Annotated in this window: 19 protein-coding genes and 1 pseudogene; 6 read left to right on the top strand and 14 right to left on the bottom strand. The window is 43.0% G+C overall.

The genetic code is table 11. The features are described 5' to 3' along the window. The 6 genes and pseudogenes from AC1DVB_RS14195 to AC1DVB_RS14220 all read right to left on the bottom strand — a co-directional run. Positions 1-839, bottom strand: an 839-nt coding sequence (locus AC1DVB_RS14195; RefSeq protein ID WP_477589676.1) for an HAD family hydrolase, incomplete at its 3' end; no start/stop codon positions are given. A 118-nt stretch (positions 840-957) separates the two neighbouring features. Continuing rightward, complete coding sequence (locus AC1DVB_RS14200; RefSeq protein WP_477589678.1) at positions 958-2226, bottom strand: PTS ascorbate transporter subunit IIC; 1269 nt, start codon at positions 2224-2226, stop codon at positions 958-960. Between the two features lie 31 nt (positions 2227-2257). Next, entirely contained in the window at positions 2258-2524 is a 267-nt protein-coding gene (locus tag AC1DVB_RS14205) for a PTS sugar transporter subunit IIB (protein WP_053536259.1), read from the bottom strand. Between the two features lie 17 nt (positions 2525-2541). Beyond that, positions 2542-2808: a PTS sugar transporter subunit IIB gene (locus AC1DVB_RS14210; protein WP_048883162.1), complete on the bottom strand. Its 267-nt coding sequence runs from the start codon at positions 2806-2808 to the stop codon at positions 2542-2544. After that, a complete protein-coding gene (locus AC1DVB_RS14215; RefSeq protein ID WP_328118507.1) occupies positions 2805-4871 on the bottom strand; it encodes a BglG family transcription antiterminator in 2067 nt (688 codons plus the stop codon). The genes AC1DVB_RS14210 and AC1DVB_RS14215 overlap by 4 nt, the downstream gene beginning before the upstream one ends. 426 nt (positions 4872-5297) lie before the next feature. Next, positions 5298-5488 (bottom strand): annotated as a pseudogene (locus tag AC1DVB_RS14220) (NADPH-dependent FMN reductase); the annotation flags it as partial. Between the two features lie 219 nt (positions 5489-5707). Between AC1DVB_RS14220 and AC1DVB_RS14225 the strand changes: the two are divergent. The 3 genes from AC1DVB_RS14225 to AC1DVB_RS14235 are packed head-to-tail and all read left to right on the top strand — an operon-like array spanning position 5708 to position 7590. After that, the gene (locus AC1DVB_RS14225; RefSeq protein ID WP_214805947.1) at positions 5708-6799 is read left to right on the top strand and encodes a low temperature requirement protein A; all 1092 of its coding nucleotides are present in this window, start codon (positions 5708-5710) and stop codon (positions 6797-6799) included. Between the two features lie 31 nt (positions 6800-6830). Next, entirely contained in the window at positions 6831-6953 is a 123-nt protein-coding gene (locus AC1DVB_RS14230; protein WP_264639418.1) for a hypothetical protein, read from the top strand. Further along, positions 6940-7590, top strand: coding sequence for an O-methyltransferase (locus tag AC1DVB_RS14235; RefSeq protein ID WP_239859146.1), 651 nt, complete (start codon positions 6940-6942; stop codon positions 7588-7590). The genes AC1DVB_RS14230 and AC1DVB_RS14235 overlap by 14 nt, the downstream gene beginning before the upstream one ends. A 106-nt stretch (positions 7591-7696) precedes the next feature. Here AC1DVB_RS14235 and AC1DVB_RS14240 read toward each other — a convergent pair whose 3' ends face one another. The 6 genes from AC1DVB_RS14240 to AC1DVB_RS14265 all read right to left on the bottom strand — a co-directional run bounded on the left by AC1DVB_RS14240 (position 7697) and on the right by AC1DVB_RS14265 (position 13390). Beyond that, positions 7697-7918, bottom strand: a complete 222-nt coding sequence (locus AC1DVB_RS14240) for a hypothetical protein (protein WP_477589682.1) — start codon at positions 7916-7918, stop codon at positions 7697-7699. Positions 7919-8048: 130 nt separating this feature from the next. Next, positions 8049-8204, bottom strand: a complete 156-nt coding sequence (locus AC1DVB_RS14245) for a DUF1540 domain-containing protein (RefSeq protein ID WP_065310844.1) — start codon at positions 8202-8204, stop codon at positions 8049-8051. Positions 8205-8349: 145 nt separating this feature from the next. Continuing rightward, positions 8350-10143: a carbon starvation CstA family protein gene (gene cstA / locus AC1DVB_RS14250; protein ID WP_239859156.1), complete on the bottom strand. Its 1794-nt coding sequence runs from the start codon at positions 10141-10143 to the stop codon at positions 8350-8352. 141 nt (positions 10144-10284) lie between these two features. Beyond that, positions 10285-11031, bottom strand: coding sequence for a LytR/AlgR family response regulator transcription factor (locus tag AC1DVB_RS14255; protein WP_239859158.1), 747 nt, complete (start codon positions 11029-11031; stop codon positions 10285-10287). Continuing rightward, entirely contained in the window at positions 11028-12785 is a 1758-nt protein-coding gene (locus AC1DVB_RS14260) for a LytS/YhcK type 5TM receptor domain-containing protein (protein WP_477589686.1), read from the bottom strand. The genes AC1DVB_RS14255 and AC1DVB_RS14260 overlap by 4 nt, the downstream gene beginning before the upstream one ends. A 443-nt stretch (positions 12786-13228) precedes the next feature. After that, positions 13229-13390: a hypothetical protein gene (locus AC1DVB_RS14265; RefSeq protein ID WP_477589688.1), complete on the bottom strand. Its 162-nt coding sequence runs from the start codon at positions 13388-13390 to the stop codon at positions 13229-13231. On the opposite strand from AC1DVB_RS14265, the gene AC1DVB_RS14270 reads away from it, so the two are divergent. The 3 genes from AC1DVB_RS14270 to AC1DVB_RS14280 are packed head-to-tail and all read left to right on the top strand — an operon-like array spanning position 13332 to position 14241. Continuing rightward, on the top strand, positions 13332-13673 hold the full coding sequence (locus AC1DVB_RS14270; protein ID WP_477589705.1) for a hypothetical protein: 342 nt from the start codon (positions 13332-13334) through the stop codon (positions 13671-13673). The genes AC1DVB_RS14265 and AC1DVB_RS14270 overlap by 59 nt on opposite strands. A 20-nt stretch (positions 13674-13693) precedes the next feature. Beyond that, positions 13694-14014 carry a YbjQ family protein gene (locus AC1DVB_RS14275; RefSeq protein WP_034304199.1) on the top strand — a complete coding sequence of 107 codons (321 nt, stop codon included), beginning with the start codon at positions 13694-13696 and terminating at the stop codon, positions 14012-14014. After that, positions 14014-14241 (top strand): hypothetical protein, encoded by a 228-nt coding sequence (locus AC1DVB_RS14280; protein WP_053536275.1) that lies wholly within the window; start codon positions 14014-14016, stop codon positions 14239-14241. The genes AC1DVB_RS14275 and AC1DVB_RS14280 overlap by 1 nt, the downstream gene beginning before the upstream one ends. Before the next feature lie 83 nt (positions 14242-14324). Here the strand turns inward: AC1DVB_RS14280 and AC1DVB_RS14285 are convergent, their stop codons facing one another. Both AC1DVB_RS14285 and AC1DVB_RS14290 read right to left on the bottom strand, forming a co-directional pair. Next, complete coding sequence (locus tag AC1DVB_RS14285) at positions 14325-14786, bottom strand: carboxymuconolactone decarboxylase family protein (RefSeq protein WP_054399644.1); 462 nt, start codon at positions 14784-14786, stop codon at positions 14325-14327. Between the two features lie 85 nt (positions 14787-14871). Beyond that, positions 14872-15741 carry an RNA polymerase sigma-70 factor gene (locus AC1DVB_RS14290; RefSeq protein WP_230135771.1) on the bottom strand — a complete coding sequence of 290 codons (870 nt, stop codon included), beginning with the start codon at positions 15739-15741 and terminating at the stop codon, positions 14872-14874. Positions 15742-15807 lie beyond the last annotated feature (66 nt).

Below are 15807 nucleotides of genomic sequence, written 5' to 3' on the forward strand. Positions count from 1 at the left end.
AACTTTGCCTTTAAAAAGCGATACAGTCCATCTTCTCGATATGAATACTCCGTCACTTCATCGGCTTGTTCTTTGACAAGGTCAGTGGCGTTTTTCATGGCAACGCAATGTCCGGCGAGTTTAAATAGCGGGAGGTCATTTTCGCCATCGCCTACTGCCAGGATCTCTTCGGGTGCTAGCTGAAAATGTTTCAGCAGCAGTTGAACGCCTGTTGCTTTTGTGATGCCTTCCACGGTCACTTCTACATTATGATGGGTGGAGGAAGCTGTGGTAAAGGCATTGAACTGCTTGATTTTCCCCAACTCCGCTTTCCATTTTCGAATCGTATTCATTTCATTGCTGAAAAAGTAGATTTTGGCGACGCTCTTTATATCCAGTTGTTCTGACCATCTTATTTTGTCTTCGACTGCATCCTGTCTTGATAGCCATTCATTTTCATCGACTGTCCCAGGTTTTGGTATCAAACCTTGTTTAACCATATAGTCTTTATCTTTAAGTAATGCCATCCGTGTTCCTTCGTTCGGATGAACTTCGTAAAAAATCTCTTCCGCTCCTGCTTTGGCGACCAATTCTTCGACAAGTTCCGTCGACAGGGCGTGCTCGACAATCTGTTCTTTTCCGATGAATACGGACATTCCATTGGCGGTCACCATTCCATCGGCCTCCATGCCGGCCGGCAAAACGTCCCTCACCTCTTCCAGCGTTCTTCCTGTTGCAATGAAAATCAGCTTACCGCTTTCCCTAAGTACGCCTATGTATTGTTCCAGCGTCTCATTCACAGTATTTCTTTCGTTCAATGTCGTGCCATCCAAATCGAGCACAATTGCCTTGTTGGCCATGCCAATCACCTCAAAAATCAGAATGATGATAAAATGCCAACAGCCCATTATCTATAAGATCTTAGGCTGTTGGTTTCATTCATATATTTTTATTTCTGTACCTTATCAGTATAACAGTTTAGGATAATCCTAAAAGTTTCATGACACTCAGGATCAAGAGACCTACCACACCGAAGTCCGAATCACCAAATGTGGTGCCTTCAAACCCTACATCCCCCAATAAGACCAGGAGTATTGCCGGCAGGAAACTGATGATGAGTCCGTTGGCAAACGATCCAAGCATCGCTCCGCGTCTGCCTCCCGTGGCATTTCCGAAAACACCTGCTGCAGCTCCGGTGAAGAAATGCGGTACGAGCCCAGGAACGATTACTTTCAATCCAAGTGCCGGAAGGAGGAACATGGATAGTAGTCCAGCCAGGAAACTGAATAGAAACCCGATGATCACTGCATTTGGAGCGAATGGAAAGATGGTCGGACAGTCCAATGCAGGTTTTGTATTCGGCGCCACTTTATCGGCAATCCCTTTGAATGCAGGGACGATTTCAGCAATTAACATCCGTACTCCTGCAAGGATGATGTAGACTCCCGCAGCAAATGTTATCGCCTGGATGAAAGAGAATACGATGAAGTTCGAACCGCCGGATAATTCCGTTTCAATATAGTTCTGCCCGGCAAACAATGCGACGATCACGAAGAACATCGTCATCGTAAGCGATACAGCGACCGATGTGTCCCTCAGGAATCCTAAAGACTTGGGAACCTTGATTTGCTCTGTCGTTTTTTCCTTATTTCCAAACCATTTTCCCACATTCGCGGATACGAAATATCCGATAGTACCGAAATGGCCGATGGCAAAATCATCGCTGCCGGTAATCTTCCGTACGTATGGCTGAAGGAGGGCTGGGAACAACACCATGCATACTCCTAATAGAATGGAGCCGACCAAGATAAGCGGAAATCCGCTGAGCCCGCCGACGGATAGGGTGACTGCAAGTAAACAAGCCATGAATAAGGTATGGTGTCCCGTTAAAAATATATATTTAAATGGCGTGAAACGAGCAAGCAAAACATTGACAACCATCCCAAATACCATGATAAGTGCAGTCGAAGTCCCAAAATCACTTTGGGCGGCTGCGACAATGGCTTCGTTATTCGGTATGACGCCTTGTACGTTGAATGCATKATCGAACATTTTACTGAATATATCAAGGGCGCCAATGAGCACTGCCGCTCCCGCTCCAATGATAATGAAGCCCATGACGGTTTTTAGCGTTCCGGATACGACATCCGCACTGGATTTCCGCTGTAACAGCAGTCCAATGAGGGCAAACAGCCCCACAAGTATGGAAGGTGTACCCAAGATGTCATTCATGATAAGTTCCAGCATTGCCTCTCCCCCTCTTCTTTATGTTTTCTTCTTATAGATGTGAAGTTAATTTCGATGTGATTTCAGGAATGCTCATCATGTTTTCCAGTGTGACGATCGTCCGGGTTCCATCATCCAGCTGACCGACAATATCCGCCGCTCCCAGGAAAATATCAGCCTGAACCGTTTTTGCGGATGCCAGATCCGTATGGTCCACCTCGGCTGTCTTCCCCATTTCCGTCAATGCTTTCTTCACATTCATCTCCATGATGAAGCTGCTTCCCAATCCATTTCCGCATACTACCATGATTTTCTTCATATCAATCTCTCCTTTTTTTATCCTACATGCATTTCCAATTTAGATTTGATTTCAGGGATGCTCATCATGTTCTCCAGTGTGACGATCGTCCGGGTTCCATCATCCAGCTGGCCGACAATATCCGCTGCCCCCAGGAAAATGTCAGCTTGAACCGTTTTTGCGGATGCCAGATCCGTATGATCCACCTCGGCCGTCTTCCCCATTTCCGTCAATGCTTTCTTCACATTCATCTCCATGATGAAGCTGCTTCCCAATCCGTTTCCGCATACTACCATGATTTTCATTCCGCTTCCTCCTTCGAATATTTATGAACGTACTCCATAAGGACCGATTTATCTGAAGTGCTTACTATTTCTTCTATATTGGCCGGATCATTCAATAATTGAGTGAGCTGGATCAATGCCCGCAGATGCGAATCGTTATCTACGGCCGCCAAAATGATAATCAGGCGAACCGGTTTATCCGGAGCAAAGTCCACGGCTTCGTCCAATTTCAGCAAACTCATGGATAAAGACCTGACCCCCTGCTCCGGGCGTGCATGGGGAATCGCCACTCCAGGCGTTATCACTACATATGGTCCATTCGTTTCTATGGCCTCGATCATGGCATCCACATATCGTTCTTCGACGGTACCTAAGTCCACGAGAGGCTTAGCCGCGACTTGAATCGCTTCTTTCCAATCGGAAACTTGCTGCTGTAATTGGATCGTTTGCATATTGAGCAGTTCTTCTAACACGGGCTTCTCTGCCTCCTTTAAAGAAAATTGGGTTATTTTTGGTGTATGGGTATACACATTCGACTTCAAAGCCTTTTCAAGCTGATCCTGTTCATGGATGGTTGCATACTTGGAAATGATCTTTAATAAAGCTGCAACATCCACACTTTCCGTCGTATATCCATACAATTCCTGCATGACCTGCTGGCGCAATGTATGTTTGTCCTGCATTTCCAAAATCGGCGGTACAACGAATAATGCCGCTTTTGTTCTCATATGCACCGTCGAGAAAACAAGATCATATGACAGCGGGTATTCAGCCGCATTTCTAACGGACAAAACATCCAGGAACAAAATATCAGGAAATAACTCCCTCAATGTATAAATGAGGATATTGCTGATGCCGATACCATTCGGGCATACGACAATCGCCCGTTTTCGATCATCCAATGTTGTGCCTTGCCTGCGCAGCCATCCGCCAAAATAAATCGTGAAATAGGCCACTTCTTCTTCCGATACTGGACAGCCAACCTCTTTCTCCAACACCCACAGGGATTTTTTTGTCAAATGATGCAGTTCGGGATAGACCTTCTGCACCCGTCCCGTCATCGGATTCATTTGCGGGAGACCATACCGCAGGCGATAATATGCCGGTTTAAAATGAACGTATAATTGCTGGCATAGCTGCTCTTTGTCTTTCAGGTGAACAAATGCCAGCCTCTCGAACTCTTCCACGATTTCCTGCAAAAGGTGTTGAATGACTTCATCATCCTTAAGAGGGGAAATATCCTTCGTTCGATTCATGCTCAATAAATGTAAGGCTGCATATAAGTTTTCCGTTTCGCTCCATACTGATTGAAAGGCATCCGTCCCGGTCATCTCCTCGACCAGTTTGTATTCTTCCGTCGCAACAAACGGCGCCCAGCTCTGGTCGGCCTGTAACTCTTCCCCTTTTCCTATGAGCTGATCTGTACATAGAAATAAATAGCTCAGTTCATGAAGCCGTTCATCCGTAAAGGTGATGCCCAATTTACGTTCAGCCCTTTCAAGCTGCAACCGGATCGAGCCGATTTGCTTTTCATGATTTCCCCATATGCACTCCATGATCCATTCACTATTGGGACTGTTCAGTACATCATGCACGAGACGTTCAATGATATATCTCTTTGTTCGGCTGTCCCCAATCACCACRTAGCCATCTTGTTTGGAATACTGGATCTTGAGCGATATGTCCCTGTTTTTCTCTTTAAGTCTTTTTAAATCCTTCAGCACCGTATTTCGCGAAACCCCGGTGATCGTCTGGAAATGATAGACGGATAATTCTTCTTGGCTTAACAGGATCATGAGGTAAAAAACCTTTTCCCTATCTGTCTCTGAAAATATATAATTGCGTTTTGTCAGTTTTACATTCAATTCTTCATCCCTGATTGTTTCAGAAAAGGAGTAGCCCATTTCACGATTATATTGAATCGGTTGATATCCATGAAATTGGAGCCAGTCATTCGCTTTGCTCAATCCATATTGAATCTGCCTTCTCGTCAGACCTGTTTGGGCTTCAAGTTCTTTCATTTTTGAAATGGGCGAATGCTGTAATAGTTTTAGTAAATTGGCGCTTCTTTCATCTAAAAACATTCTCAATCCCTCTCCCTGCTTCTACGATATCTCACTTCTTATTAAAAATGTAGCGTTTCTCAGTCCGAATGTTGTCATGGGTACTGCACAATAATATACTCTTTAAACATTTGTGCACAATACTGCATGTAATCAGTTTTCAATTCAGGCTATATTTGGAAGGTTTGTACATATTCAGTTTGGAGGCAAGTGAGGACAAGGTATACAGGGGATTCGGGGATGAAAGTTGAGGGGGTGGAATGAGGCGTTTTAAAGGGCTAAACTTAGCTTCATCTAATCAAAATGGAAGGGAAATCAACGTTCAAACTTTACAAAACCTCAAGAAGAAGTAGCTTGATTTCAGAAATCCGCTCCCTTTCCGCCGACTGTCTGCCAAGGCCAACTGGTTTTTTGGGAAGAACGGGACTCACGAGGTTTTGATGCCTAGTCCAATGCATTTTTTAATACGTCTGGCATTCCAGAATTGTACTCAGGACTTACGATAATGATACCGTCGACGTCCTGGATGGCGGATTTAAATGATGCGAATCAACCATATCTATCAATATTTGAGCAATGATTCGATTATAAGGCTTTTCCCGTAAACTGCCGCAAATAAGGCCGATGGTTCTGGTCATCTACTTCCCTCCCTGTTTGTCTCATGAGGTACCACAATATACCAAAAGTAAAAAAGCGACGTTATTCCTAATTACACGCTTGTATGTACTAAATTTGGCTTAACTTAATATTGGGTTTAAAAAACTTCATATCTTACCCCAATGTTATATTGGACCCCTTCCATTTTCTGAATGTTTCCAACATACTATAACCTATAAGGCGTTGGGAGGAGTGCAGAAATGGATGAAAAGAAAGTTACATGGTTAGAGCTCTTTTATGATTTGTTATTTGTGGCGGCCGTTGCGGGCGCAACTCATGTTTTACTGCATGTTGAAGATGGATATATCCATCCAGAGTATTTATTAAAGTTCGTGCTGATTTTTATTCCTATCTGGTGGGCTTGGGTAGGACAAACCATATTTATTAACCGGTTTGGAAAGGATGTATTTCATCAACGGCTATTTTTGATATTGCAAATGTTTTTTGTCCTGATCATGACATCAAGCTTATCTGCAGATTTTGATCCTTATTACCTTTCTTTTTTAATTGGGTATATTGGTTTAAGAGCCGTTACTGCTATCCAATATCTCGTTGTACAGCGGATAGAAGAGGGATTTCGAAAAAAGGCAGCACTCTTTTTGGGAAGGTATTTCTGGATTGGAATCGCCATTTCATTATTCTCCGTCCTTTTTGATTCTTGGCTTCGGTATGCTGTGTTGTATTTGGGCATCCTGGTCGATATCATTGTCCCGATTCTTGGAAGAAAGTGCTTGGAAAAGGTTCCTACAAATACGGCCCACCTGTTGGAGCGCTTTGGCCTATTTACCATCATTCTCTTTGGGGAAGCTCTTGTCAGCACGCTTGCGGTCATTCAACCTAAACAAGGAAATTGGGATTCGATTGCCTTTTCCATCATTTCATTTGCCCTGATAATAGCCATGTGGTGGCAATATTTCGATAATATGGACAAGAAAGTAGACAAGTCTGTACAATCTTCCGGCCAAATCATCATTTACGGTCACCTGTTTATTTTAATGTCTATAAGCATGATTGCAGCAGCCATCAGGTTATTGTTTTTACAGGAGGTCCATTATTCATTTATCCTCTATTTTGTTTTTGGTTCCGTATTGCTCTATTTCATGTCAGCAACGTTTGTTTTCCACCAATATAGATATAAGCACCAGCGGTTGCAAATATATCATTTAGGGTTATTTTTAGGGATTTTAGCCGTCTTTTTTATTTTTAATTTGTTTGTCGGGGTACCAAATATTGTGATAATAGCCGAATTAACACTGTTCTTTATCATCTATGCTAAACTAACGACTACATAAAATCTTAGTCGGTGAATTAAAAGCGATTGATATGTTAATCAACGAATTCATTCAATTATTCGAAATACAAGAAAATGAAGAAGCAGCCGAAAAGGGCAGTGAAGAAAAGGAAACTTCCAATGAGAAAGGAATGGAAATGAATGAAACAAATTAACAGTTATATCGATTCATTATTTTATACTAAAGATGATCTTTTGGAAGAAGTCATTGCGTCCATACAAGAAAACGGAATGCCGTCCATATCGGTATCTCCCTCATCTGGAAAACTTCTTACCATGCTTATATCCATTTCAGGAGCTAAAAATGTGTTGGAAATAGGCGCTCTTGGAGGCTATAGCGGGATTTGCCTTGCCAGGGGATTCGGCAGCGAAGGTAAATTAACCTCCCTTGAGTTACAGGAGGAATACGCAAAGTTAGCTTATCGCAATCTATCCAAAGCTGGCTTTGGCGATCAAGTATCCTATATGACCGGAGAAGCCCTGCTAAGCCTTGAAAAACTCGCTCGTAATAACAAGAAATTTGATTTCTTCTTTATAGATGCTGATAAGGACAATTATGAAAATTACCTGCAATATTGCATTAAACTGGCAGAGCCAGGCGCTTTAATCGTCATGGATAACGTACTTGCAAGGGGCAGTGTCGCAGATCCGGATGCTGAACCTAAACGTCACACTGCCTTTATGAAGGCATTCAATGAAACCGTGGCCAAACACCCTCAACTGGAATCCATGCTAATCCCAATCGGTGACGGGCTGACCCTTTCAAAAGTAATCAATCAAACTCACGAGTAAATAGTGCAAATTCACGAGTAAACTGCCTAAATTCACGAGTAAACGGCTCAAACTCACGAGTAAACGGCTCAAACTCACGAGTAAACGGCTCAAACTCACGAGTAAACTACTCAAACTCACGAGTAAACTGCTCAAACTCACGAGTAAACTGCTCAAACTCACGAGTAAACGGCCCAAACTCACGAGTAAACTGACCAAATTCACGAGTAAACTGCTTAAATTCACGAGTAAACGGCGAATTCACGGGGTTATCGCACGTATTCTCATGGATATCGATCAAACTTTCAATTATATCGACCAAACTTTCAAATTTATCGATCAAACTCACGATATTGTCACCCAAATATCCTTTTCATGAAGAAAAATAAAATGAATTTCTATATTCTTGAATGAAAATGATTTTTATTATCAATAATAAAATGAAAGAGGGTAACCAGTTGATGGTTACCCCCGATGTTTTAAATTTCTGGATCAAATGTTTTGCAATCCGTTTCTTTGCTATTTGATGCTTGGTTCCCTTTATGGCTGACAACATAAATAGCATCTGCACTGCATTTGTTTCCAGAATCCCAATATTTACAATTATTCACTTCACATAGAACATCTTTTGCCATCTTATCACACCTCCTCATTTGCTATCATTAACAAAGTTGGGGTTATTGATACTTTCCTTTTTCAGGTTTTGGTCTATTAGTTTTAATTGCGGGCATCATAACGAACAAAAATCCGGGCAGTTTCCCGCCCGGATTTTTTATATGCTCATGCGGATCTTTTCAATAGTTCTGCTTGAGGGATTTTCCAAAGTTCCCGCCATTTTTTCAAGGCTGCAACCAGGATGATCAAGCCCAGGATTAACATGGTGATCGATAGTATTCCGTTCAAGATGCTGAATCCTGCAGAGTCTGGGTTCAGGTATACGTTTTTCACCATCCAGTACCCTGCTACATTGACTGTTACATATAAGTAGGCAAGGGGTACGAGGCATGTCCACATATACCAGCGTTTGTCTGCAATTTTCAATACGACGGTCGCACCGATGATGAGTCCAATCGAGGCCATGAGCTGGTTGGATACGCCAAAGAGTGCCCAGATCGAACTAATGTCCCCAGAGTAAAGCAGGTATCCCCAGATAAAGCAGGCTAACGCGCTGGCAAAGATGTTTCCCGGCAGCCAGTCGACTCGTTTTAATGGTTTATAAAACTCACCGAAGAAGTCCTGGATTAAGTAACGGGCAACACGTGTCCCTGAATCGATGGCAGTCAATATGAACACCGCCTCGAACATGATGACGAATTGGAAGAAAAACGAAGCCAATTTGTCAAAGAAGGGTATTTCGGTGAAAATATAGGTCATGCCGACAGCAAGTGTAACTGCCCCGCCTGTCCGTCCCTCCAGATTAATGCCGATTTCTTCACTAAGTTCGTCAAGGTGTACGGTTTCCATACCTAATGTTCGAAATACTTCAGGTGTGGAGTTAATCGCAAAATAATCTCCTGGCTGCAGTGAAACCGCAGCAATCAATGCCATGATGGCAACGACACATTCCACAAGCATCGCTCCGAAACCAACGGATTTGATATCACTCCATCGGTTTAACATTTTTGGAGTTGTGCCTGATCCGACAAATGCATGGAATCCTGAAATCGCGCCACAGGCGATGGTGATTGAAATGAATGGCCAAACAGGACCGGCTACAATCGGGCCCCCGCCATTAATGAATTCGGTAAACGCAGGAAACTGGATTTCTGGATTCACTACGAAAACGCCGATAATCAATGCGGCAAATACACCGATTTTCATAAATGTACTCAGGTAATCACGAGGTGCCAGCAGCAGCCAAACAGGCAAGGCGGCAGCGAAGAAAGCATAGATCGGCAAAATGATGGCAAGTGTGCTCGCCTCAAGTGTCAATAAGTCGCCAAGTGCCGTTCCTTGAATGTTCGGCCCAAGTAAAATTGCGGCCATGATGAGCCCGAACCCGACGATGGTCGCCCCTTTCAGGTTGCCGGTTTTTTTATGGTAAAGCCCTACACCCATGGCGATCGGAATGGTGATCCCGACAGCGAACGTCCCCCATGGATTGTTTTCCAGAGCATGCAGAACGACCATTGAAAGTCCTGCCATCGTGATCGTGATGATAAAAAGCATCGCGAGTCCTGTACAGAAGCCTGCTACAGGTCCAAGTTCTTCTTTCGCAACTTCCGAAAGGGATTTGCCGTCTTTACGCATCGACGCGAAAAGCACGACGGCATCATGGACGGCTCCCCCGATTACAGCCCCGATCAGAAGCCATAATAAACTTGGCAAATACCCGAATTGTGCAGCAAGGATCGGTCCCACCAAAGGACCAGCCGCTGCAATGGCTGCAAAATGGTGGCCGAATGCCACCCATTTATTTGTTGGAACATAATCTTTTCCATCTTCTAATTTATGGGCCGGAGTCGGCTTGGAATCATCAAGTTTTAATACTTTGAGTGCTATGAATGTCCCGTATAAACGGTAGGCAATCATTAATATACAAATGGAGCCTATGACAATTGTAACCGCATTCATATTTGAACCCCCTCTATTACTTACATCGTAAAAAAATGATATCACAATGAAAGCGAATTCAATGGGTTTTCAAGTTATAATGCAGATATCGAGGGATGGACTGCATTATGACGAAGCTAAAATGCAGAATTATGAAAATTTTTAAAAACCGATCAGCTGCTTTAGCTCCTTCACATACGTCCGGCTTACCGGGATGTTTGATCCGTCACTCATTATGAGATTGTAAGTCGAGTTGAACCAAGGCTGTATTTCGGATATATGGATGACATTCACGATAAAACTGCGATGCACCCGTAAAAATGAGTGCTTATCGAGCTTCTTTTCAAGCACGATGAGAGGGTCGCCGATTTTATATTCATTTTTCCCGGTTTTAATGACCGTCTTTCCTTCCACGAGACCTATGAACAAAATATGATCCCGGTCGATCAAAACGATCCGATCATCTATTTCTACAGCCAATTTACCTGTCTGTTCCACCGCCATTCGGCTGGCGGGAGCTGCTGTTCCGGATTCGTCTTTCCCGATTTGACGCTGCTTCATGAGCTTATCCAATGTTTGACGTATCCTTTTTTCATTAAAGGGCTTCAATAAATAATCAAATGCATATAACTCGAAGGCTTGGAGGGCAAACTCATCATAAGCGGTCGCAAAAATGAGCGAAGGTGCGGGGTCAAGTTCCGCCAATTGCTTAGCCAACTGCAAACCATTGCCATCTGCAAGCTCAATGTCCAAAAAGACAAGTTCAGGTTTAAGGCGGGAGATATCCCTCATGGCATCTTCTATCCCCTCGGCTTCACCCACGACCTCAACTTGCCTGCTTCTCTTCAATAGATATTTCAATTCATCTCTAGCCAGTGGTTCATCCTCTACGATAAATGCTTTCATCATCGTTGCCATACTCCTTTCTCGTTGAGTGGTATTGATATGTTCACTTTGGTTCCGTGTCCCGCTTCACTTTCGATCGAGAGGCTGGCCTGACCTTTATAGATCCCTTCCAGCCGTTCACTGATATTATGAAGGGCCGTTCCTGTTCCCTTAGCCGATTCCACAGCATGCTTGCCCAATTCATCTATTCTCCCGCCCGGAATCCCTTTTCCGTCATCCTCGACAACAATGTGCATCGCATCGTCTTTAAAGTATGCGCGGATGATGATTTGACCTTTGTTTTTCACATGTGGAAATGCATGGTGTACAGCATTCTCAACAAGTGGCTGCAATGTGAATGGAGGGATGAGAACTTCCTTAAGCCTTGGCTCAATGCGATAATCGATATGATATTTATCTGGAAAACGCGCCTGCTCCAGTGATAAATATGCGTTAACATGCTCTAATTCCTTTTCTAGCGGCACCAGTATTTGACGTGCCCCTTGTAAATTAGAGCGAAAGAAGGCACTGAGCTCCTGCAATAAACTTCTTGCCTTCTCGACATCCGTCCGGCATAGAACGGATATCGTATTGATTGCATTGAATAAAAAATGAGGATGGACCTGTGCCTGCAAGGCCTTAATTTCAGCATCTTTCAATAATTTCGTTTGCATTTCCGCTTTTGCCAGTTCCAATTGAGTGGAGAATAGTTTGGCCAATCCTTCAGCTAACTCTTGTTCCACTTGGCTTAATTTATCCGGATGCTTGAAATACATCTTCAAAGTCCCGACCGTTTTCTGTTGGACCTGCAACGGCAGGACTACGGCCGCTTGCAATGGACATTGATCATGAAAGCAATAAATGTCCTTTTTTGTTTTGGCCACGATGATTTTCCCTTGCTCAAGGGCTTGTTTCGTTAAGCCTGTCGCTATCCCCACCTTAGGGACATGGTGATCTGACGCAGCTCCAACATGGGCAAGCACGCTATGTTCATTGGTAATGGCCACGGCATCGGCTTCAGTCAGCCCCAAGATGATTTGGGCTATTCTCTTGCATGAAGTTTGATTCAGGCCTTGCCGGAAAAAGGGCAAAGTCTGATCCGCAATCAGGAACGCAAGATTGGTTTGTACGGCCCGAGTCCGGTCTTCGTCCCTTGTGATCGACTGAATGATGAGCATGAAAAGTAAAGTCCCGAATCCATTGATGATGATCATGGGAATCCCGATTACTTGTACGAGCTCCCACGCCCTTTCAAAGGGTTTGGCCGTCACCAGGATGATGCCCATTTGGATCGCTTCCAATGCCATGCAAATGGGCAGGGCAAACCAAGGGGTGATCGTCCCGTGCTTTCGCCGCCTTTTCCCCAAAAGACCCGATAAAATCCCAGCCAAAATTGCAGCGATCGCACAAGCCCCCGCCGTAAAGCCCCCGAGAAAATAACGGTGAAGCCCCGCAATCAAACCTACTCCCAACCCAACAAAAGGTCCTCCCAGCAGACCGCCGATAGCCACTCCCATAATTCTTGTATTGGCAATCGCGTTATCGGGAGCAATCTCAGCATGCCAATCACCATCCGGCATGGCAGGATTTCCGATTTCAATTCCTGTATAGTTACTTATGATCCCGAATGTTCCAAAAAGTGCGATAAACAAGATTTTCTTCGACATTTCATGTTCATGGCCTATCATTTGCCGAAAGGGTTTCATATAAGAAAGCAGGAAGGCAGCAATCACGATGATCCCCACTTTTTCAAACAGCGACGGTAATAAATCAACCAAAGCATTCACCCCATTTCTGGCTTACAAAAAGTTCAAGAGTACTAATTGATTTTAAATGAAGTTCCCAAACTAACACCTTCAACTCATCAGGTATGGTTTCTATATAAATGCTATAACAAAGTTGATTGGAGAGAAAGGTGCGAGACTCCTGCGGGAAAAGCGCGTCTAGGGAGACCCCGCAGGCGCAAGCCGAGGAGGCTCCCTGACCGCCCGCGGAAAGCGAGTGCCTGTAGCGGAAATCCGCTGCAAATTGTACAAGCCATAAAAAAAACGGGAGGCAAACTCGATTTCTTCATTTTCATTCATCTTACACCAGCCATGAAATCCTTGTCGAATTTTGTTTTTACGATTTCAAGAACATGGAAAAAGTGAGGGACCATATCGGAGAAAAAGCTAGAATATGATTCAATCTAAAAAAAAAGCCTATAAATACCAAGGCTTTTTCAATAGAAAGAAATCATTTTATCCGAGTCGTTTTTAAAAGGAATCGGACAACTGACGAGAGTAGTTATTATATAGGAAATCCAGGCATCCTGCTTTGCCAAATTGACAAGCAGCGCAGGTACACTAAGTATCGAACCTCCTATCGTAAATATGATGACCAATATAAGAAATTCTCCTGAGCTAATTTTGCCTTTTCTCGAGCAAAATCAAATTTCCGGAAAGGATTTTAGTGTTATATCTTTCCCCTTCCATGAAATTAAAAATAAGGATTTGCAAGGCTATATGTTATCCATTGTTAAGGGGGATAAAGTTTATATTATGTTAAAATTTAAAGGAATGATTATTGCGCTTGATAAAAAAGTAACTAAAGGGAATGTTTCACTTCATGTGAACTTGGATCATTTGTTTATGCTTTCAGTTCAGGAAAATTTCATAATAAAGTAAATAAGTCGGAGGCGATTAATGTGTTGGTAGTTACCACAGAAAAAATTGAAGGATACAAAATTGTAGAGGTAAAAGGGCCTGCCTTCGGTCTAATTGTAAGAAGCAGAGGGATTGGCGGCGATATCATGGCAGGGTTAAAGTCCCTGGTAGGCGGAGAGATCAAGCAATATACAGCGATGCTTGAAGATTCAAGAAAAGAAGCTATGGACCGTATGATAAAAAATGCCAATGAAATGGGTGCAAACGCAATTATAATGATGAGATATGATTCTGGGGAAATCGGTACGAATATGAGCGAAATCGTTGCATATGGAACTGCCGTCATTGTGGAGAAAATATAATGAAATTCATCATAGGGTACTATATATTACAAATTATTATAGCTATCTTATGCATTTTACTTGGTTACTTTATCTATGATAAACGGTTTAAACGCAATCACGGTGTAAAAGTTCCTGATGGATTTCAATCGACAGATGAAATAAATATAGACCCCGTGACAGGAGAAAAAACAAGGGTATATTATAATCCTGATACGGGTGAACGCTTTTATAAAAAAGAAAAATAATTTAAAAGCCACGTTTTATGAAAAACGTGGCTTTTTGTTTTTTCTACCCCCTTATAACCATACAAGAGGGTTTAATAACGACATTATTTTTCCATTACAGGCTTATAGTGCCCTGGTATGTTTTGGGCTGAAATGGCCAATCGGTTCCAGCCGTTAATGGTGATGATTATGGTAACGAGATCGATATATTGTTTTTCATCAAAATGCAGGCGGACCCTCTCATACAGTTCATCAGGTACACCGTTTGCAGAAATGGCCGTGACCGCTTCCGTCAATTCCAGCGCTGCCCTTTCCGAATCAGAATAGAATGGTGTTTCACGCCAAGCACTCAAACAGTAAATTCTTTGTTCCGTTTCACCCATTGCCCGGGCATCCTTTGTATGCATATCCAAGCAGTACGCACAGCCATTGATTTGGGAAGCGCGAATTTTTATCAATTCGATTAATGCGCTATCGATTTCCGTTGTTTTCTTGTACTCCTCCAAACCCATCATTAATTTGACCACTTCACGATTTGTCTTCATGTAGTTAATCCGTTGTTCCATGTCTATCTCCTCCATTAAATCTTTTTAGGTTCCACTTATAAGACAAAATAGAGGTTTGATTTGTGACATCCAAAAAAAAGATCCCTCAATCTATAACAGGAATATGATTTAATTTATCGGGATTGGTGACAATGAAGATTTTGCGGATATTTTTTTGTTTTGGATCTAATTCAAAGCAGATGACTTTGGTAGGCTTTCCTTCTTTCATTTGCAAAATTCCCTCCTGGCCATTGACCATCACCGGAAGAAGTTCTCCTATGAAGCCTCCTTTAGCAGAAACGCCTTTAAGAAAGGCGGATACGCGCTGTCTGGTTACAATTGGGTTTAATGCAGAAAGCACTTTACCTCCGCCGTCAGTAACAAGGACAACATCTTCTGTAAGAAGATCTAAAAACTCCTCAAAGTTTCCTGTCGCAGATGCTTTTATGAATTTTTTTGCCAACAGATCGACATGTTTCGTATCCTCCGGATGGACTGGCCTATCATTCTGTAATTTCCGCTTAGCCCGGCTGTATATCTTTCTACAGTTCACTTCATTCTTTTCCAGCATCTCGGCGATATCTTCATAGCTGTAAGTGAATGCTTCCCTAAGCACGAAAACCGCTCTTTCAACAGGTGAAAGCTGTTCCAGCAAAACGAGGAAGGCATATGCAACCGTTTCATCCGTTACGACCTTATCTAGAGGCTGATCTGTTTCGTTTACCCGAGGTTCTGGCAGCCAAGGACCTGTGTAAACCTCTCTTCTCTTACGGGCTGATCTTAAAAAATTCAGACAGCGATTTGTCGTGATTTTCGCAAGATATGCTTTCATGTCCTTAATTTCGTCGGTATCAAGCTTAAGCTGCAGGAATAAATCATGAACGATATCTTCTGCATCGGTAACCGATCCGAGCATCCGGTATGCGATGGAAAAAAGAAATGGTCGATATGTCTTATATAATGTATCCAACTCCACCTGCTTCACCTATTTTCTATCAATTTCGTTTTTCGAAACCCTATCACTAATTATTCTCTAACCCAA

It is taken from the genome of Peribacillus sp. P4_D6, assembly GCF_056401795.1.

Excerpts from the sequence above, each read along its gene's own strand:
- AC1DVB_RS14245 (WP_065310844.1), bottom strand. The coding sequence starts at position 8,204 with ATGGCAAAAGATGTTCTATGTGAAGTGAATAATTGTAAATATTGGGAT.
- AC1DVB_RS14205 (WP_053536259.1), bottom strand. The coding sequence starts at position 2,524 with ATGAAGAAAATCATGGTAGTATGCGGAAATGGATTGGGAAGCAGCTTC.
- cstA (WP_239859156.1), bottom strand. The coding sequence starts at position 10,143 with ATGAATGCGGTTACAATTGTCATAGGCTCCATTTGTATATTAATGATT.
- AC1DVB_RS14280 (WP_053536275.1), top strand. The coding sequence starts at position 14,014 with ATGAAATTCATCATAGGGTACTATATATTACAAATTATTATAGCTATC.
- AC1DVB_RS14255 (WP_239859158.1), bottom strand. The coding sequence starts at position 11,031 with ATGATGAAAGCATTTATCGTAGAGGATGAACCACTGGCTAGAGATGAA.
- AC1DVB_RS14210 (WP_048883162.1), bottom strand. The coding sequence starts at position 2,808 with ATGAAAATCATGGTAGTATGCGGAAACGGATTGGGAAGCAGCTTCATC.
- AC1DVB_RS14225 (WP_214805947.1), top strand. The coding sequence starts at position 5,708 with ATGGATGAAAAGAAAGTTACATGGTTAGAGCTCTTTTATGATTTGTTA.
- AC1DVB_RS14235 (WP_239859146.1), top strand. The coding sequence starts at position 6,940 with ATGAAACAAATTAACAGTTATATCGATTCATTATTTTATACTAAAGAT.
- AC1DVB_RS14285 (WP_054399644.1), bottom strand. The coding sequence starts at position 14,786 with ATGGAACAACGGATTAACTACATGAAGACAAATCGTGAAGTGGTCAAA.
- AC1DVB_RS14230 (WP_264639418.1), top strand. The coding sequence starts at position 6,831 with ATGTTAATCAACGAATTCATTCAATTATTCGAAATACAAGAAAATGAA.